Here is a 19440-nt window from a genome sequence, read left to right on the forward strand (position 1 = left end):
CTCTGTAGGGAGTTGGAAATCATGGCCCCAAGCGCCATGAGCCGTCAGGCAGATTGGACCAGGTCACTCTCCGAAGCACAGCCGGTCCCGTACTGGCTCGAAGACCCCGGCAAGCCCCACCCCGAGCCCGCGCTCACCGGCGCCGACACCTGCGACCTGCTGGTCGTCGGCGGCGGGTACAGCGGACTGTGGACCGCGCTCAACGCCAAGGAGCGCGACCCCGGGCGCGATGTGGTCCTGCTGGAAGGCCATGAGGTGGGCTGGGCCGCCTCGGGCCGCAACGGCGGCTTCTGCGCCGCCTCCCTCACCCACGGGCTGCCCAACGGGCTGGCCCGCTGGCCCGAGGAGATCCACAAGCTCCAGGAGCTGGGCCGGCGCAACCTCGACGGGTTCGAGGCCGCCGTCGCCCGGCACGGCATCGACTGCGAGTTCGAGCGGACCGGCGAGATCGACGTCGCCACCGAGACCTACCAGGCCTGGGAACTGCGCGACTGGCACAAGGAGCTGGAGCAGAAGGGCCTCGCGGACGACATCGAGTTCCTCGACGCCGACGCGGTCCGCGCCCAGGTCGCCTCGCCCACCTTCGAGGCGGGCCTCTGGGACCGCCGGGGCGTGGCCATGCTCCACCCGGCCAAGCTCGCCTGGGGCCTCAAGCGGGCCTGCCTCGCGCTCGGCGTCCGGGTGTACGAGCACACCCCCGCCCTCGACCTGAAGGCGTACGGCGCCGGCATGGCCGTCCGCACCCCCTACGGCTCGGTCCGGGCCCGGCGGGTCGCGCTCGGCACCAACATCTTCCCGAACCTGCTCAAGCGGGTCCGCGCCTACACCGTCCCGGTCTACGACTACGCCCTGATGACCGAACCGCTCACCGCCGAGCAGCTCGGCGCGATCGGCTGGAAGAACCGGCAGGGCCTCGGGGACTCCGCCAACCAGTTCCACTACTTCCGGCTCTCCGCCGACAACCGCGTCCTGTGGGGCGGCTACGACGCCATCCACCACTACGGCGGCCGGGTGCGCCGCGAGTACGACGACCGTCCGGAGACCTACGCCAAGCTCGCCGGGCACTTCTTCACCTGCTTCCCGCAGCTGGAGGGCGTCCGCTTCACCCACGCCTGGGGCGGCGCGATCGACACCTGCTCCCGTTTCTCGGCGTTCTTCGGCACGGCCCATCAGGGCCGGGTGGCGTACGCGGCCGGGTACACGGGGCTGGGCGTGGGAGCCACCCGGTTCGGCGCCGACGTGATGCTGGACCTGCTGGCGGGGGAGGAGACCGAGCGCACCCGCCTTGAGATGGTCCGCAAGAAGCCGCTGCCGTTCCCGCCCGAGCCGTTCGCCTGGACCGGCATCGCCCTCACCAAGTGGTCCCTGGCCCGGGCCGACGCGCACGGCGGGCACCGGAACCTGTGGCTGCGGGCGATGGACCGGCTGGGGCTGGGCTTCGACAGCTGATCCCTTCGGAGTGTGATCCGGGTCACTCGAATTGGGTGCCGGAACCCGCGTAATGCCCAGGGAAGACCTCCCTCTCTCCCCGTGACGCGAAGCCCGCGTCCACGTGTGAGATGGGGAGGTCCTCTGATGACTGGGGCGAAGACGGCGGTCGAATGGCTGGCATCCGTCGCACCGGATCCCGAGTCCTGCCGCTGGGAATGGGAACGCAACCCGCTAGGGGTCGCGCTCCTGCCCGCAGGCCGGGCCTGGGACGTACTGATCCTGCCGGGCGGGCTCGGCTATCCCACCCTCGACGTGCTCACCCGCGTCCTCGACCAGCCAGGGCCCGTCCTGGCCGACTTCGGGGACAACCGGGTGGGCTTTTTCGTGCCGCCCGGAACGGCCGCGCGGTGGCTCGGTACGGGGATCCGCACGGCGGGGGCCGGGACGTGGATCGTCGTGCCGTATCCGGGGCGGGCGACGCAGGGGGTGCGGTGGTTGGTGGCGCCGGACGGGTCGGGGACGCTGACGGATCCGGCGCTGCTGGAGCTGGCGATGCATGAGGCGGCGGCGGGGTTGGCTGACGACTAGACGCCGTTCGGGTGCGGGTCGTCGGTCGGCCGCGGCGTCGTCGTGGCTGGTCGCGCCCACGCGGCGGAGCCGCAAATGTCACAGCCCCGCGCCCCTGACGGGGCGCTGCCGTAGGTATTGACAAGTGAATTGGTCTGGACCAAGTTGAGTGCGTTTCCGTCCTCCAAATCCCCCATGTTCGGAGGTACTTGTGGTGCGCGCGAGACCTGTCCTCACCTTTCTCACGGCCGTGCTGTTGGCCGTGCCCGGTATCACCGCGCTCTCGTCGGCCGCCCGTGCGGCCGACGCGGACCTCGCTGTCAACGGTGGCTTCGAGTCCGGGCTGTCCGGCTGGAGTTGTACGGCGAGCAGCGGTACGACGGTCAACTCACCCGTGCACGGCGGAGGTTCCGCGCTGCAGGCGACCCCGGCCGGCAGCGACAACGCCCAGTGCGCGCAGACGGTGACCGTGCAGCCGGGCGCGCAGTACACCCTGTCCGGCTACGTCCGCGGCTCCTACGTCTACCTGGGCGCGAGCGGCACCGGCACCACCGACGTCTCCACCTGGACCCAGTCCGCCCCCGACTGGCAGAAGCTGACGACCACCTTCACCACCGGCGCCTCGACCACCAAGGTCACGATCTACACGCACGGCTGGTACGGCACCGGCGCCTACTACGCCGACGACGTGTCCCTGGTCGGGCCGGGGGCCTCCGCGGGCCAGCCGCCCGCCGCGCCGACCGGCCTGAAGACCGGCACGATCACGTCCTCCGGCGTGGCCCTGTCGTGGAGCGCGGTCACGGGCGCGACGAGCTACGCGGTCTACCGGGACGGCGCGAAGGTCCAGACGGCGACCGGGACCTCGGCCACCGTGACCGGCCTGTCCGCCTCGACCGCCTACAGCTTCCAGGTCACCGCCGTGAACAGCGCCGGCGAGTCCGCGAAGTCGGCCGCGGTGACGGCGACCACGACCGCCGGTTCCTCCGGCGGCTCCGGCGACCTGCCCACCCACGCCCTGGTCGGCTACCTCCACTCCTCCTTCGCCAACGGCTCCGGGTACACCCGGGTCGCCGACGTCCCCGACAGCTGGGACGTCATCGACCTGGCCTTCGGCGAGCCGACCTCGGCCACCTCGGGGGACATCCGGTTCAACCGCTGCCCGGTGACGGAGTGCCCGAACGTCGAGAGCGACGCCGACTTCAAGGCGGCGATCAAGGCCAAGCAGGCGGCCGGCAAGAAGGTGCTGATATCGATCGGCGGCGCCAACGGCCAGGTCCAGCTGACCACGACCGCCGCCCGGGACACCTTCGTCTCCTCCGTCTCGAACATCATCGACACCTACGGCCTGGACGGCCTGGACATCGACTTCGAGGGCCACTCGCTCTCCCTGGACGCGAGCGACACGGACTTCAAGAACCCGACCACCCCGGTGGTGGTGAACCTGATCTCGGCCCTGAAGACCCTGAAGGCGAAGTACGGGTCGAAGTTCGTGCTGTCCATGGCCCCGGAGACCTTCTTCGTGCAGATGGGCTACCAGTACTACGGCACCGGCAAGTGGGGCGGCCAGGACCCCCGCTGCGGGGCGTACCTCCCGGTCATCTACGCCCTGCGGGACGACCTGACCCTGCTGCACGTCCAGGACTACAACTCGGGCCCGATCATGGGCCTCGACAACCAGTACCACTCCATGGGCGGCGCCGACTTCCACATCGCCATGACCGACATGCTGCTCACCGGCTTCCCGGTGGCGGGCGACGCGGGCAACGTCTTCCCGCCGCTGCGCCCCGACCAGATCGCGATCGGCATGCCGGCGTCGGTCAACGCGGGCAACGGCTATGTGGCCCCGTCCGAGGTCACCAGGACCCTGGACTGCCTGACGAAGAAGACGAACTGCGGGTCGTACACCACGCACGGCACCTGGCCCGCGCTGCGCGGCCTGATGACCTGGTCGGTCAACTGGGACCGCTACTCGAACTGGGAGTTCCAGAAGAACTTCGACGCCTACTTCGGCTGAGGAAGAGGGCGAGGGTGGTCAGCAGGATGCTGCCCAGGCACCAGCTGGCCACCACGTCCAGCGGCCAGTGCCAGCCCCGGCGGACCAGACCGAAGGAGACGCCGAGGACCAGGGCCGCGCAGATCCCGACGGCGGTGCGGCGGGCCCTCGCGGAGCCGAGCCACGGCAGGAGGATCAGGGTGGCGGAGCCGTACGCGATCGCCGCGGTCGCCGTGTGGCCGGAGGGGAAGTAGCCGACCGCCGGGGGCACCGCCGGGGTCCCCGGCCGGGCGGTCCAGTCCTTCAGCGGCACGATGATCGCGGGGACCAGGGCCATCAGCACGGCGGCGGCCGTCGGCGGCAGCCACCAGCGGTCTGTACCAATGGCACGGCCGCGGCGGGCGACGTAGACGATGACGATCACCAGGACCGGGACGGCGACCTGCACGTTGCCGAGATCGGAGAGGCCCGAGGAGAACTTGTCCGGGTGGACGAGTGCGCTGCTCAGGCGGCTGTCCAGGCGGAGCAGGGGGCCCTGGGCCACGACCTGCCAGGTGATCAGCGCGAAGAGGAAGGCCGGAAGGGCCAGGAGTCCCACGAGCAGAAGGGGAAGGAAGGAGGTCGGCCGCCCCGGAACAGGGGGGGTAGTTCCGGGGCGGCCGTCCGGATCGGAACGCCGCGCGCCCCGGGGGGTTTGGGGCGAGCGACCGTCCGATCGGTGAGGAGATCCGGAGCCGGAGGCGCCGGTTGTGTGCGCGAGGGCACGACCAGGTCGAAGCTGGGGAGGCCCCGGCCTGAAATCGCCCACAGTCCCCTGTGGACGAGGTGTATCTCTCATCTGGATAGAACCTACGGCAGGGCGCGGTGCGAAGACAGGCGGAATCGCGTCCCGTCATGCACCTCGCACACCTTCTTCACACGGCCTGACGGGGGCCGCCCCGGCCCCTCGCATCACGCCAGGTGAGGGGGGTGGGGCGGCTGTGGCACAGGGGTTCGACAGCCTGGGGGCGGGCTGCGGGGACCCTGTGGCTCAGATGCGGGCGAAGGCCTGCTCGATGATGTCGAGGCCCTCGTTGAGGAGGTCCTCGCCGATCACGAGCGGCGGCAGGAACCGCAGCACGTTGCCGTAGGTGCCACAGGTCAGGACCAGCAGGCCTTCCTGGTGGCAGGCCTTGGCGAGGGCGGCGGTCGCCTCCGGGTTCGGCTCCTTGGTCGTACGGTCCTTGACCAGCTCGATCGCGATCATCGCGCCACGGCCGCGGACGTCGCCGATCACGTCGAACTTCTCGGCCATGGCGGTGAGCCGCGGCTTCATGATCGCCTCGATGGCCTTCGCCCTGCCGTTGAGGTCGAGCTCCTTCATCGTCTCGATGGCGCCGAGCGCACCGGCACAGGCGACCGGGTTGCCGCCGTACGTACCACCGAGGCCGCCGGCGTGCGCGGCGTCCATGATCTCGGCGCGGCCGGTGACGGCGGCGAGCGGCAGACCGCCCGCGATGCCCTTGGCGGTGGTGATCAGGTCCGGGACGATCCCCTCGTCCTCGCACGCGAACCACTGGCCCGTACGGCAGAACCCGGACTGGATCTCGTCCGCGACGAAGACGATGCCGTTGTCCTCGGCGAACTGGCTGATCGCCGGCAGGAAGCCCTTCGCCGGCTCGATGAAGCCGCCCTCGCCGAGCACCGGCTCGATGATGATCGCGGCGACGTTGTCGGCGCCGACCTGCTTGCTGATCTGGTCGATGGCCTGCTTGGCGGCCTCGGGACCGGCGTTCTCCGCACCGGTCGGCCAGCGGTAGCCGTACGCCACCGGCACCCGGTAGACCTCGGGCGCGAACGGACCGAAGCCGTGCTTGTACGGCATGTTCTTGGCGGTGAGCGCCATCGTCAGGTTGGTCCGGCCGTGGTAACCGTGGTCGAAGACGACCACGGCCTGCCGCTTGGTGTACGCACGCGCGATCTTGACGGCGTTCTCGACGGCCTCGGCGCCGGAGTTGAACAGGGCGGACTTCTTGGCGTGGTCGCCAGGGGTCAGCTCGGCGAGCGCCTCCGCGACCTCGACGTACCCCTCGTACGGCGTGACCATGAAACAGGTGTGGGTGAAGTCGGCCAGCTGGGCGCTCGCGCGCCGTACGACGGCCTCGGCGGAGGCGCCCACGCTGGTCACGGCGATACCGGAACCGAAGTCGATGAGACGGTTGCCGTCGACGTCCTCGATGATGCCGCCGCCCGCGCGGGCGGTGAACACCGGCAGCACGGAACCGACGCCCTGCGCGACCGCGGCCAGACGGCGGGTCTGCAGCTCCTGCGACTTGGGGCCGGGGATGGCGGTGACGACGCGGCGCTCCTGCGGAAGTGCGGTCATGGGGGCTCCCTGATGAGTGGTGCGAGCCGATGCGTACCGGACGGTCCCGTCCGGCGGCTCCGGTGGTGCGTTTTCGGACGCTTTCCTTCTTTCTTCGCAGGCTAGGGCCGGGTATGAGAGGTGGGCATGCTCCATGTGGGCGTTGTCGGAGGGTGACGTTGTCCGTGGTGGACATAGTGCGGGTGGCGGGGCCGGGAGGTTCCTCGGCCGCGTAAGCGGTGAACTCCCCTTGTGAGGGCGTTAGATTGGCCGCTGACGGTGGACGGAACGGCTGGTCAGGGAGCGAGAGCGATGGACAGCGACGGGACGCGGGACACGCGGGGTACGCATGCGAATCCTGTACCGCGTCCGGCGGGGCCGCAGGACGGGGGCGGGACGCCGGCCGAGGCCGCCACGACACCACCGCGGCCGACGACTCCTCCGCCGGTACCTCCGCTGCCGGACGGTACGGCTTTTCTCAGGTGGCTCCGGGCGCCCAGGCCTGAGGCGGCCCTTGGTGTGTGGCGATTCGGGTACCAGCCGAGGCCGGAAGCGGAGCCGGTGCGCACGCCAACTCAGCAGTTGCTCGGCGGAGCGGTGCTCGCGTTTCTCTGCGGCTGGCTTCTCTGTTCTCTACTGTGGAACGGGTATCTCGGCGAGTTCTGGCAGTGGCCCTGGTACGTGCTGGCGCCGAATTCGTGGACACACGGCACCGGCGGAGTGGTGGGAGGGGTGGCTTCGTGGATCTACACCGCTCTGATCTTCGGTGCCATTTTCCTGATCCTCGGGAAAATCGGTCACTGGCCTGAACTCTGGCACCGTTATGGCCCGCCCACCTGGGTGTCGGCCGCGCCCACCCCGGAACGGCCCCCCGCCCCCGAGCAGGACCCCGCCGAGTTCCTCTACCTCCGTCAGGCGGGGGCGAGCGATGCCGCCGACCGGCTTGCCGGGGACGCGCGGACCGGCCTGATGCGCGACGTCGACCACGCTCGGATCGCCCGGGCCTGGCAGGGTGTGCGGAGTGGCCGGCACAGTATGGCGACGTTCACCGCGGCCGTGGTCAAGGACGGTGCCGCCGCCTGTCTGCACCCCTCCGGCGAGCGCGACCTGCCCGCGCGGCACGCGCAGCACGACATGGTCACCGGCCAGGTCCGGCTCGGCACGACGGCCGACGACCCCCGCAACCCGTACCAGTACCGCGGCACCGGCCTCGCCCTCGGCCCCGACCTGCTCGGCACCTCCCTGCTCGCCGTCGGCCCGGCCGGCTCCGGCAAGACCGGCAGCCTGGTCCGCCCGCTCGCCGAGTCGCTGTGCCTGCACGCGCTCGCCGGACGCGCCTCCGTGGTCGTCGTCGGCGCGGCCGGCGCCGGGCTGGGACCCGCCGACGCCTACGACGTCGTCGTCCGCGTCGCCCACCCCGAGTCCGTCTACGACCTCGACCTGTACGGCGGCACCACCGACCCCGACGAGGCCGCCGCCATACTCGCCGAGGCCCTCGCCGGCGACCTCGCCGACCCGCACCCCGGCAGCGACAGCCGCCGCTCCACCACCGTCCTCGCCCAGCTGATCGGCCCGTTCAAGGCGGTCCACGGCCGTTTCCCGTCCGTCCCCGAACTCCGCCGGCTCCTGGACGGCGCCCCCGGCCCGCTCGGCGCGCTCCGCAAGGCGCTGACGGACACCGGCCACGAGTCGCTGCTGCGCGAACTCGACGCGCGGGAACGCCAGATGGGACACCCCGGGGACGTCGGCGCGGTCCTCGCCGACCGCATCGCGCTCCTCGACCGCCCCGCCTTCGCCGGGTTCTTCGACACCTCCGGTTCGTCCCGCCCCTTCTCCCTGAAGGCCCTCGACCACCCGGTCCGGGTCCGCATCGACCTGCCCGAGCGCGGTCACGCGGACGCCTCCCGCATCCTGGCCCGCCTGGTGCTCGCCCAGTTCACGGCGAGCGTGACGGTCCGGGACGACCGTTCGCTCTTCGCCTGTCTGCTCCTGGACGACGCCACGGGCGTGGTGACGCCGGAGGCGGTCCGCGGCATCCAGCGGCTGCGCTCGGCCAACGCGGGCGTGGCGCTCACCCTGCGCACCCTGGACGACGTACCGCGCCCGCTGCGCAGTCCCCTGCTCGGCGCCGCCGGCTGCCGGATGGCCTTCTCCGGCCTCACCCCCTGGGACGGCCAGGACTTCGCCGAGGTCTGGGGCAAGGAGTGGATCGAGGCCCGGGACGTCACCGACCGCCAGATCATCGCGGAGACCCCGGCGGGCAAGGCGCTGCACGTCGTCCGCCGGGTCATCACCGGCAAGGCGGCCACCGCGCGGGCGGTCACCGTCCGGCAGGTGGAGCGGGAGCGCTGGTCGGCCTCCGAACTGGCCCACGGGGTGCCGCCGGGCCACGCGGTCCTCTCCCTGACGACCGTCAAGGGCGAGCACGCCCCACCGCTGCTGGTGGATCTGAGGGGCGGCGGCCGGGTCTGAACAGGGGCGCACACGCGACCGTACAGTGAGGCAGAATCGAGAGAGGCCGTTCATACGCGACGGCCAAAGGCCATGAGTCTCCCGACTTCCTGCCCCGCTGTCCCTGTTCACGACCGAAGAGAAGATCTGACGGCCCGATGCCACCGACGCTCGCCTCGCTCGTCCACCATTCCGCGCTCAAGCTGACCGTGCGCGCGGGCGAGGACCGCCTCGACGTGCCCGTGCGCTGGGCCCATGTCAGCGAACTCGCCGACCCGGTGCCGTACATGGAGGGCGGGGAACTGCTCCTGATCACCGCGCTGAAGCTGGACGCGGAGGATCCGGAGGCCATGCGGCGCTATGTGAAACGCCTGGTCGGGGCGGGTGTGGTGGGTCTCGGCTTCGCCGTCGGGGTCAACTACGAGGAGATCCCCGGGGCCCTGGTCGAGGCGGCGGAGCAGGAGGGCCTGCCGCTGCTGGAGGTACCGCGCCGCACTCCCTTCCTCGCCATCAGCAAGGCGGTCTCGGCGGCGATCGCGGCCGACCAGTACCGGGCGGTGACGGCGGGCTTCGCCGCCCAGCGCGAGCTGACCCGGCAGGCGCTGAACGCCGGCCCGGAGGGCGTGCTGTCCGCCCTCGCGGCCCAGGTGGACGGCTGGGCCGCGCTGTACGACGCGTCCGGCGCCGTCGTCGCCACGGCACCGGAGTGGGCCGGCCGCAGGGCGGCCCGGCTGACGGCCGAGGTGGAACGCCTCCGGGAGCGCCCGGCACCGGCCTCCTCGGTGGTCGGCGGCCCGGACAACGAGGACCGGGTGGAACTGCACTCGCTCGGTACGGGCCGCCGCCCCAGGGCGGCCCTGGCGGTGGGCACGGCGTCGGCGCTGGGCACGGCCGAGCGCTACGCCGTCCACTCCGCGATCGCGCTGCTCACCCTCACGACGGAACGCTCCCGCTCACTGCGGGCGGCCGAGCAGCGGGTCGGGGCGGCGGTGCTGCGGATGCTGCTCGCCGGGCAGCCGGACCACGCCCGGGGCGTCGCCGGGGACCTGTACGGCGGGCTGCTCGACGCACCGTTCCGGATGATCGTCGCGGACGCGGGCGCCGAGCTGCTGGCCGGCCTCACGGAGGCGGTGGAGTCGGCGGCGGCGCGCGCCGGGGAGGCGCTGCTGGTGGTGCCGGAGGGGGAGCGGCTGGTGGTGCTGGCCGCGGACGCGGGCGCGGCGGTGGGCGCCTGTGCGGAGTACGCGGCGGCCCGGGAGGCGGCCCGCGCGGTGCCGGAACAGGGTGGCGCCGACGAGGAGGACGACCTGGTCGTGGGCATGTCCGCGCCGTCCGGTCCGATCGCGGCCGCCGCGGCCTACAAGCAGGCCGAGCAGGCGCTGTCGGTGGCGCGGCGGCGGGGGCGGGTCCTGGTGGAGCACGAGCAGCTGGCGTCGGGGTCGGTGCTGCCGCTGCTGGCCGACGACGCCGTGAAGGCGTTCGCGGACGGTCTGCTGCGGGCGCTGCACGAGCACGACGCGACCGGCCGGGGCGACCTGGTGGCCTCCCTGCGGGCCTGGCTGTCCCGGCACGGCCAGTGGGACGCGGCCGCCGCGGACCTGGGCGTCCACCGCCACACGCTCCGCTACCGGATGCGGCGGGTCGAGGAGATCCTGGGCCGGTCGCTGGACGACCCGGACGTGCGGATGGAGCTGTGGCTGGCTTTGAAGGCGACGTCGGGGGAGTGAGCGGGGGCGGCAGGTCGTGTGTCGGCCGCGGGTCGTGGGGGCTGGTCGCGCAGTTCCCCGCGCCCCTTAGGTTTCCCGGTCCGTCCGGTGTTTGAGAGCGAGGGAAGCCGGTCGGCCCTTTCACCGCACCAATCCGGCACAGCCCCCGTCCCGACCACTACACCCCGGACAAACGCACCTCTGCCCGTGCCGACCTACGGTGGAGTCGAAAGCCAAGCACACACCCCTCTACGCGGAAGGGCCGGGACTCGCACATGACCTCCACCCACGCCTTCTGGCTCGCCGGCCGTCAGGTCACCGGCGAGGACACCTTCGACGTCACCAGCCCGTGGGACGGGCGCCTCGTCGGCAAGGTCGGCGTGCCCTCCGACGCCCAGGTCGAGGAGGCGGTCGCCGCCGCGTACGCCGTACGGGACGAGTTCGCCGCCACCCCGGCCCACGTACGCGCCGCCGCCCTCGACCACGTCAGCCGCCGGCTCGCCGAGCGCACCGAGGAGATAGCCCAGCTGATCTCCGCCGAGAACGGCAAGCCGATCAAGTGGGCGCGCGGCGAGGTCGGCCGAGCCGTCTCCGTCTTCCGGTTCGCCGCCGAGGAGGCCCGCCGTTTCAACAGCGGCGAGGCCCAGCGCCTGGACACCGACCTCGGCGGCCAGGGCCGGCTCGCGCTGACCCGCCGCTTCCCGAAGGGCGTCGTCCTCGGCATCGCGCCCTTCAACTTCCCGCTCAACCTCTGCGCCCACAAGATCGCCCCGGCGATCGCGGCCGGCGCGCCGATCATCCTCAAGCCGGCCCCGGCCACCCCGCTCTCCGGCCTGATCATCGGTGACCTGCTCGCCGAGACGACCGGCCTGCCGGCCGGCTCCTGGTCGATCCTCCCGGTCGCCAACGACAAGATGGCCGCCCTCGTCCAGGACGAGCGCCTCCCGGTCATCTCGTTCACCGGTTCCGAGAAGGTCGGCTACTCGATCATGGACTCGGTGCCGCGCAAGCACTGCACCCTGGAACTCGGCGGCAACGGCGCCGCGGTCGTCCTGGCCGACTACGCCTCCGACGCCGACCTGGACTGGGCCGCCACCCGCATCGCGACCTTCTCCAACTACCAGGGCGGCCAGTCCTGCATCTCCGTGCAGCGGGTCATCGCCGACGCGTCCGTCTACGACCGTCTCCTCCCGCGCATCGTCGCGGCCGTCGAGGCCCAGGTCACCGGCGACCCGGCGGACGCCAAGACCGACGTCGGCCCGCTGGTCAGCGAGGCGGCCGCGGAGCGCGTCGAGGTGTGGGTGAAGGAGGCCGTCGAGGACGGCGCCACCCTGCTCACGGGCGGCGACCGTGACGGCGCCACCTACGCGCCGACCGTCCTCACCGACGTCCCGGCCGACACCACCGTCTCCTGCGAGGAGATCTTCGGCCCCGTCCTCACCGTGCAGAAGGTGTACAGCGAGGCGGAGGCCTTCGCCGCCGTCAACGACTCCAAGTACGGACTCCAGGCCGGCGTCTTCACCCACGACCTGCAGACCGCCTTCCGCGCCCACCGCGCGCTGGAGGTCGGCGGCGTGATCGTCGGCGACGTCCCCTCCTACCGCGCCGACCAGATGCCGTACGGCGGCGTCAAGCAGTCCGGCGTCGGCCGCGAGGGCGTCCGGTTCGCGATGGACGACTACACCTACGAGCGCGTCCTGGTCCTCACCGGTCTCGCCCTCTGACCTGCCACGGACGGCTCGGAGAGCGACAGAACGGCCGCAGCCCGCTGTGCGGGGGCTGCGGCCGTTCTCCGTGCCGACCGCTCCGGACCCTCAACCGGAGAAGCCGACGTGCGCGAGCCGCAGCGGGCCGCGCAGTGCGAGGCGGACGTCGTGGACGCCCTCGGCGACGATGCCGGCGGTGAGTGAGATGTACGTGTAGGGATCCGCCGTCGGCTCGGTGAGGGTCAGCAGGGCCAGCGGCGGGCCGCCGTCGAGGGTGAGTTCCAGCGTGCCCGTGCCGGCCACCCGTGCGGTCACCTCCGTCGCTCCCTGACCGAAGTCGCAGTTCCGGTAGACGAGTTCACCGGGGCCCTCGCCCTCGGGGGTGACCGCGTCGCCCTGCGACTTCGTACGGTCCACGATCGCGATGCCCGACTGTTCGTCGAAGTCGGCCGCGTCCAGGCCGCGTTCGGCGACCGGGCGCGGTGCCCCCTGCTCGCCGTCCAGGACCAGCGTCGTACGCAGGCGGACGTCCTCGCTGGACGCGCCGACCAGCACCTCGTACGGACCCTGTTCCAGGAGCCATCCGTCACGCGCCACGTCCCAGAACGCGAAGGCGGAGAGCGGGACTTCGAAGTCCGTCCCGGCCCGTTCGCCGGGGGCCAGGGTGAGGCGGCGGTGGGCGAGCAGCTCGCGGCGCGGGCGGGCCGACGACGGCGCGACGGCCCGGGTGTAGAGCTGGACCACCTCGTCCGCCGTGACATCACCGGTGTTGGCGACCGTGAAGGAGACCCGGAGGGTTCCGTCCGTCACCTCGGTCGTCAGGTCCGCGTAGGAGAAGGACGCGTAGGACAGCCCGTGGCCGAACGGGAAGAGCGGGGTGCCCTCGAAGTAGCGGTAGGTCTGGCGGGCGCCCAGGACGTCGTAGTCGAGGAGGCCGGGCAGGTCGGCGTCGGCGGCGTACCAGGTCTGCGGGAGGCGGCCCGCGGGGGAGACGTCACCGGCGAGGACGCGGGCGAGGGCGGTGCCGGCCGCCTGGCCGCCGTGGGCCGTCCAGAGCACGGCCGGGAGACGGGCCACGTCCACCGCGTAGGGGTAGGCGGACGTCAGCGCCAGCACGGTCCGCGGGTTCGCGGCGCGGGCGGCGCGCAGGAGACGCTCCTGGTGCGGGGGCAGGGCCAGGGTCGTACGGTCCTCGGTCTCGCGGCCGTTGATGTGCGGGTCGTTGCCCGCGACCACCAGGACCGCGTCGGCCGCGGCGGCCACCCTGGCGACGGCGTCCGCACCCCGTTCGACGATGATCAGTTCGAAGAGGGAAGCGTTTTCGGCGGCAACCCGCACCCCGTCGGCGGCGACAGAGACATGGCGATCCGAGCCGAGATGCCGGAGGAGGTGACCGTTGTCGTGGGGTTCCAGGCGGAATGTCTCCTGGACGACCCAGCCGCCGGGCTGGTCCGCGGCGGCGCGGACGAACCCGTCGTCGGCGACCGAGAGGTAGCGGCCGTCCGGCGCGCGCAGCGTCAGCACCCCCTCGCCCCAGTCGACGAGGGCGAACTCGGTGCCGGTGGCGTCGGCGGTGAGCGGCGGCAGGTCCGTGCGGCCCGCGAGCAGCGCCGGGTCCAGGGCGCCCGCCGCGCCGCGCACCTCGTCGGCGGCCTCGGTGGCCGGCGGTACGTGCAGGAAGGTGCCGTCCGCGAGCCGCAGCCGGACCCGGTCCACCCCCTCCGCGAACTCCACGCGCTCCGCGCCGAACCGCTCGTACAGACCCTCCAGCGGGGTCGAGCGGTGGATCAGCGTGCCGCTGTACCAGTCGAGTTTGCACTCGTCGGCGAGCAGGCCGACCACGGCGAGCCGGGTGTCGGACGCGAGGGGGAGCAGGGAGTCGTCGTTCTTGAGCAGGACGACCGCCTGTTCCGCCGCCTCCTGGGCGAGGGCCCGGTGCGCCGGGGTGTCGAACTCCGCGGTGCCCGGATGCGGGTCGTCGTGCGGGTCGAACTCGCCCAGGCGGAACCGGACCGAGAGCTGGCGGCGGACCGCCGTGTCGATGTCCGCCTCGGTCAACAGGCCCTGCTCCAGTGCCCCCTGGAGCCGCGCGGTGATCTGCGAGCCGTCCGTGCCGTGGTCCGTGAAGCTGTCGACGCCGGCGAGCAGGGCGGCCGCCGTGGCCTCCTCGTGGGTGTCGAAGTAGTGCTCGTGGTCGACCAGGTTGGAGGGCGCGCCGGCGTCCGAGCAGACCAGCAGGTCCTCGTCGGTCCAGGTGCGCAGGTGCTCGCGCAGGTACGGGGAGACGTGGTTGGGGCGGCCGTTGACCAGGTTGTAGGCGGGCATCACCCCGGCCACCGCGCCCGCCTCCACGGTCTCCCTGAAGGCGCGCAGGTCGTACTCGTGCAGCACGCGCGGGCGGACCGAGGAGGAGGAAGTGGCGCGGTCCGTCTCGTTGTTGTGGGCCAGCCAGTGCTTGAGGACGGGCGCCGTGCGCCAGTACACCGGGTGGTCGCCGCGCAGGCCGCGGGTGTAGGCGGTGGCGATGGCGGAGGTCAGCTTCGGGTCCTCCGAGTAGCCCTCCTCGTTACGGCCCCAGAGAGGGTGGCGCAGCAGGTTGACCGTGGGGGCCCAGACGTTGAGGCCGACGCGGTCGTCGCGGGCGCGCATCGCCCGGACCTCCTTGGACACGGCCTCGCCGACCCGGCGGACCAGCTCGGTGTTCCAGGTCGCGCCGAGCCCGACCGCCTGCGGGAACACCGTCGCCGGACCCATCCAGGCGACCCCGTGCAGGGCCTCCTGGCCGGTGCGGAAGGCGGCGATGCCGAGCCGGTCCACGGCGGGTGCGAACTGGTGCAGGAAGGAGACCTTCTCGTCCAGGGTGAGCCGCGTCAGCAGGTCGTCGATGCGCTTCGCGAACGGCAGGTGCGGATCGCGGAAAGGCGGCGTAGGCGGCGTTTTTGCGGTCACGTGCGGTTCCCCTTGCGATGGAGCGGCGAGGCTCTTTCGAAGCGCTTCGATGCTCATTCGACGCAGGGGTGGGTGTCAAGAGACGCACATCGATATTTCAAGCAGCGCATACGAAGAGGTCACCCGCGTCGGCTTGGAGGAATCTTGGAAGCGACCCTTGTGCACCCCCGGGTGTTCACTTAACCTCGCAGCAACATCGAAGCGCTTCGACTAGCCGGTCCGCCCTCAGCGCCACACGACAGGGGACGCACCACAGGGGTCGTAGGTCGGAGGATCGCTTCAGCTCAGCCAGTTCCACTCGAGACACCGCAGCCGACGGCCACCGCCGGGTGTCCTGGTGCGCCATGAAGGGTTGACGCAATGACGCCGAACGCCGCTTCTGCCCCCTCCGGGCCGAGCCGGAGAACTTTCCTCGCCTCCACGGCAGTCGCCACCGCAGCGGTGGCGGGCGGGATGCCGCTGCTCGCCGCCTGCGGGGCGTCGGACACCGGGTCGGGCGGGGGCTCCTCCTCGGGCAAGGACGCGAAGAAGCTGCTGCCGTCGTACGTCGCCAACAACGTGGTGACGCCGGACATCCCGTCGAAGAACGGCTCCTCGATCGGCTTCACCAGCAAGCTCGACCTGGCCACCCTGAAGACCTCGGTCCCCCAGAAGCTCGGCAAGGGCGGCAAGGTCACCATCATGGCCCCGTTCTGGGGCTCCCCGCCGAAGCAGGACAACGCCTACTACAAGGCGATGAACAGCATGATCGGCGTCGACGTCGAGTGGCAGAACCAGGACGGCAACACCTACGACCAGAAGCTGGGCGCGGTCCTCGCCTCCAGCGAGGTGCCGGACGTGGTGGTCGTCCCGAACTGGAACATGGGCGGCAAGATACCCACCGCCATCATCAGCAAGTTCGCCGACCTCGGCCCGTACCTGTCCGGCGACAAGGTCAAGGACTACCCGAACCTCGCCGCCATCCCCACCGACGCCTGGCGCCGCTGCATCTTCGGCGGCAAGCTGCGCGGCCTGCCGATGCCGGCCTCGTACGTGACCAACATCGTGCCCTTCTACCGCAAGGACATCTTCGACAAGAAGGGGTACGAGGTCCCGCGCTCGGCGGACGAGTTCCTCGCCCTGGCCAAGGAGATCACCAACGCCAAGGCCAAGCGCTGGGCCTGCATGGACATGAAGTGGACCGCCTGGCAGATGTTCAGCGTGCTCTCCGGCAGCGAGAAGCCGCTCGGCTGGAACCTCGTCGACGGCAAGCTGGTCAACCGCATCGAGACCCAGGAATACCTCGAAGCGCTGGAGTGGACCCGCAAGCTCTTCGCCGCCGGCGTCGTCCACCCCGACTCCATGCTGGGCAAGAACGCCCCCGACGCGGGCCCCAAGTTCGCGGCCGGCGAGTTCCTGATCTACCCCAACGACATCAGCCAGTGGTGGAGCCGCACCGCCGAACAGGCCACCCAGAACCCGGACTACAAGATCTGGGGCATGGACGTCTACGCCCACGACGGCGGCAACCCGCAGGTCTGGGCCGAACAGCCCGCCGGCATCTTCGCCTTCATCAACAAGAAGGCCTCGGAGTCCGTGATCCACGACGTGCTGGCCGTCGCCAACACCACCGCCGCGCCGTACGGCACCAAGGAGTACATGGCGACCAACTACGGCGTCGAGGGCACCCACTACACCGTCAAGAACGGTGTGCCCACCAAGACCACCCAGGGCAACAACGAGGTCATCAACGCCTACGTCATGGTCGCCAGCCCCGCCTCCACCATCGCCCACCCCGACTTCCCCGAGGTCGCCAAGGCCCAGGTCGAGTGGCAGCAGCGGATGGGCTCCTTCACCAAGAAGTCCAGCTTCTTCGGCCAGATGATCACCGAGCCGTCCCGCTACACCAACCTCATGAACGACTTCGAGCAGCTCGAGGACGACATCACGCGCGGCCGCAAGAAGATCAGCGACATGCAGCAGGCCGTCTCCGACTGGAAGAGCAAGGGCGGCGACAGGCTGCGCGACTGGTACCAGAAGCTGCTCGACGACAACGGTTCGTCCGCGAGCTGACCAGGCACCGAGGCAAGGAGAACGGCCGTGTCCCACAGCACGGTGCCTCGCAGCAGGGCCGAGGCAGACGACAGAGCGGGGAGGACTCCGGTGGCGTCCGACGGCACCACCGGAACCCGGAAGAAGGAGAAGGCCGGGAAACTGAGCCTGCGTCTCAGATTCAGACGCGACCGCGTACTGATCCTGATGACCCTGCCGGCGATCCTGCTGCTCCTGGTCTTCAACTACCTGCCGATCCTCGGCAACATCGTCGCCTTCCAGGACTACGACCCGTACGTCAGCGACAACGGCATCGTCTCCATGCTGCACAGCGCCTGGGTGGGCCTGGAGAACTTCCAGCAGATCTTCGCCGACTCGGCGTTCTGGAACGCGGTGAAGAACACCCTGGTGCTGTTCTTCCTGCAACTCGTGCTGTTCTTCCCGATCCCGATCGCGCTCGCCCTGCTCATCAACAGTGTGGTCCGGCCCCGGGTACGGGCGCTCGCGCAGGCGGTCCTGTACCTCCCGCACTTCTTCTCCTGGGTGCTGGTCATCTCCGTCTTCCAGCAGATCTTCGGCGGTGCCGGGCTGCTGTCGCAGCTGCTGCGGCAGCACGGCTACGACGGCCTCGACATCATGTCCGACCCGTCGACCTTCAAGTTCCTGGTCACGGCGGAGGGCGTCTGGAAGGACGCCGGCTGGGGGATCATCGTCTTCCTGGCGGCGCTGGCGTCCGTGAGCCCGGACCTCTACGAGGCGGCGGCGATGGACGGGGCGGGCCGCTGGCGCCGCATGTGGCATGTCACATTGCCCGCCCTGCGGCCGGTGATCGCCCTGTTGCTGGTGCTGCGGGTGGGCGACGCGCTGACGGTCGGTTTCGAACAGATCCTGTTGCAGCGCGATGCCGTCGGCCCCGGAGCCGCGGAGGTCCTCGACACCTTCGTCTGGTGGAACGGCGTCCGCAACCAGGACTTCGGCTACGCGGCCGCCGCCGGTCTGATCAAGGGCGTGGTCAGCCTCGGCCTGGTCCTCGCCGCGAACAAGGTGGCCCATCTCATGGGCGAGCAGGGGGTGTACAAGAAATGACCGCCGTCATCGACAAGCCGCCCGTACGGGAACCGTCCCGGTGGGCCGCGCCGCCCCGCCCGGTGTGGGAGGAGGAGCCGGGCAGGGCCGGAGCGGCCGGCAAGGGACTCGTCCTCGCCCTCGCCTGCCTGGGCGTCCTCTTCCCGCTGTGGATCATCGTCGTCACCAGCCTCTCCTCGCGGAAGACCATCGACCGGGCCGGCGGGCTGGTGATGGTGCCCAAGGGCATCACCTTCGTCGCCTACAAGGAGCTGCTGAGCGGCGGCCAGGTCACCCGGGCCACGGTCATCAGCGTTCTCATCACCCTCGTCGGCACGCTGTTCTCGATGGCCGTGTCGGTCCTGTGCGCCTACGGCCTCTCGCGCATCGGCTCGCTCGGCCACCGCTGGTTCCTGATGCTGCTGCTGGCCACGATGTTCTTCAGCGCCGGCCTGATCCCGACCTACCTGCTGGTCCAGTCCCTGGGCCTCACCGACAGCTATCTCGCCCTGATCCTGCCGAGCGCGGTCAGCGTCTTCAACATCCTTGTCCTGCGCGGCTTCTTCATGGGCATCTCGCAGGAACTCATCGACAGCGCGCGCATCGACGGCGCCGGCGACTTCCGGATCCTGTGGCAGATCGTCATGCCGCTGTCGCGCGCGGTGCTGGCCGTGATCACCCTGTTCTACGCGGTCGGGTACTGGAGCGCGTGGTTCAACGCGTCCCTCTACCTCAACGACCAGGACAAGATGCCGCTGCAGAACGTCATGATCCAACTGGTCCAGAAGCAGCAGGCCCCGGTGGGGCTGGGCCAGGCGATCAAGACGGGGGAGCTGTCGGGGCTGGCGGTGCAGATGGCGGTGATGGTGATGGCGCTGCTGCCGGTGGCGGTCCTCTCGCCGTTCGTCCAGAAGCACTTCAAGAAGGGGATGCTGACCGGGGCGGTCAAGGGGTAGCCGACAGCGCCTTCTGAGGGGGTGGCGGGGAGCGTCGGCGGCTGCGGGTGCGTTGGGGCTGGTCGCGCAGTTCCTCCCCCAGCCTTCGGCCGGGGGGACCCCCAGCGCCCCTGGGTAGGAATCCGCGCCGCCCGTTGCAAGGTCACCCAGCTGCGGGCATGCGTGCCTCCCCCAGTGCCTTAAGGGCCTGGGAGGTGCCCCCAGGACGGCACGGGTGGGCGCAGCGGCACCCTGCCGGCGC

Annotated in this window: 12 protein-coding genes; 9 read left to right on the forward strand and 3 right to left on the reverse strand. The window is 71.0% G+C overall.

The window, feature by feature from the left end:
• Positions 1–21: 21 nt before the first annotated feature.
• The 3 genes from ACIPSJ_RS15670 (at position 22) to ACIPSJ_RS15680 (ending at position 4012) form a co-directional block, all read left to right on the forward strand.
• Entirely contained in the window at positions 22–1449 is a 1428-nt protein-coding gene (locus ACIPSJ_RS15670; protein ID WP_401346112.1) for an NAD(P)/FAD-dependent oxidoreductase, read from the forward strand.
• Between the two features lie 126 nt (positions 1450–1575).
• The gene (locus tag ACIPSJ_RS15675) at positions 1576–2019 is read left to right on the forward strand and encodes a hypothetical protein (protein ID WP_359216057.1); all 444 of its coding nucleotides are present in this window, start codon (positions 1576–1578) and stop codon (positions 2017–2019) included.
• 190 nt (positions 2020–2209) lie between these two features.
• Complete coding sequence (locus ACIPSJ_RS15680) at positions 2210–4012, forward strand: chitinase (protein ID WP_401346115.1); 1803 nt, start codon at positions 2210–2212, stop codon at positions 4010–4012.
• On the opposite strand, the gene ACIPSJ_RS15685 is transcribed toward ACIPSJ_RS15680, so the two are convergent.
• Positions 3951–4829 carry a phosphatase PAP2 family protein gene (locus ACIPSJ_RS15685; protein ID WP_401346118.1) on the reverse strand — a complete coding sequence of 293 codons (879 nt, stop codon included), beginning with the start codon at positions 4827–4829 and terminating at the stop codon, positions 3951–3953. The genes ACIPSJ_RS15680 and ACIPSJ_RS15685 overlap by 62 nt on opposite strands.
• Before the next feature lie 192 nt (positions 4830–5021).
• Positions 5022–6356 carry a 4-aminobutyrate--2-oxoglutarate transaminase gene (gene gabT, locus ACIPSJ_RS15690; RefSeq protein ID WP_359216064.1) on the reverse strand — a complete coding sequence of 445 codons (1335 nt, stop codon included), beginning with the start codon at positions 6354–6356 and terminating at the stop codon, positions 5022–5024.
• A 291-nt stretch (positions 6357–6647) separates the two neighbouring features.
• Here gabT and ACIPSJ_RS15695 point away from each other — a divergent pair, with 291 nt between their 5' ends.
• The 3 genes from ACIPSJ_RS15695 (at position 6648) to ACIPSJ_RS15705 (ending at position 12216) form a co-directional block, all read left to right on the forward strand.
• Positions 6648–8807 carry an ATP-binding protein gene (locus ACIPSJ_RS15695; RefSeq protein ID WP_401346120.1) on the forward strand — a complete coding sequence of 720 codons (2160 nt, stop codon included), beginning with the start codon at positions 6648–6650 and terminating at the stop codon, positions 8805–8807.
• A 137-nt stretch (positions 8808–8944) separates the two neighbouring features.
• Complete coding sequence (locus ACIPSJ_RS15700) at positions 8945–10513, forward strand: PucR family transcriptional regulator (protein WP_401346122.1); 1569 nt, start codon at positions 8945–8947, stop codon at positions 10511–10513.
• Between the two features lie 254 nt (positions 10514–10767).
• Positions 10768–12216 carry an aldehyde dehydrogenase family protein gene (locus tag ACIPSJ_RS15705; RefSeq protein WP_401346123.1) on the forward strand — a complete coding sequence of 483 codons (1449 nt, stop codon included), beginning with the start codon at positions 10768–10770 and terminating at the stop codon, positions 12214–12216.
• Between the two features lie 90 nt (positions 12217–12306).
• Here the strand turns inward: ACIPSJ_RS15705 and ACIPSJ_RS15710 are convergent, their stop codons facing one another.
• Positions 12307–15147 (reverse strand): glycoside hydrolase family 3 C-terminal domain-containing protein, encoded by a 2841-nt coding sequence (locus ACIPSJ_RS15710; RefSeq protein ID WP_401346124.1) that lies wholly within the window; start codon positions 15145–15147, stop codon positions 12307–12309.
• A gap of 360 nt (positions 15148–15507) precedes the next feature.
• Between ACIPSJ_RS15710 and ACIPSJ_RS15715 the strand changes: the two genes are divergently transcribed.
• From ACIPSJ_RS15715 to ACIPSJ_RS15725, 3 genes are read left to right on the forward strand one after another with little or no spacing between them, the layout of a single operon-like run.
• Positions 15508–17199: an extracellular solute-binding protein gene (locus tag ACIPSJ_RS15715; protein ID WP_401346126.1), complete on the forward strand. Its 1692-nt coding sequence runs from the start codon at positions 15508–15510 to the stop codon at positions 17197–17199.
• Positions 17200–17226: 27 nt separating this feature from the next.
• Positions 17227–18264, forward strand: a complete 1038-nt coding sequence (locus ACIPSJ_RS15720) for an ABC transporter permease subunit (RefSeq protein WP_359216078.1) — start codon at positions 17227–17229, stop codon at positions 18262–18264.
• Complete coding sequence (locus tag ACIPSJ_RS15725; protein WP_359216081.1) at positions 18261–19199, forward strand: carbohydrate ABC transporter permease; 939 nt, start codon at positions 18261–18263, stop codon at positions 19197–19199. Before ACIPSJ_RS15720 ends, ACIPSJ_RS15725 begins: the two co-directional genes overlap by 4 nt.
• Positions 19200–19440: the final 241 nt, after the last annotated feature.

It is taken from the genome of Streptomyces sp. NPDC090088 (assembly GCF_044747345.1).
Taxonomy (GTDB): Bacteria; Actinomycetota; Actinomycetes; order Streptomycetales; family Streptomycetaceae; genus Streptomyces.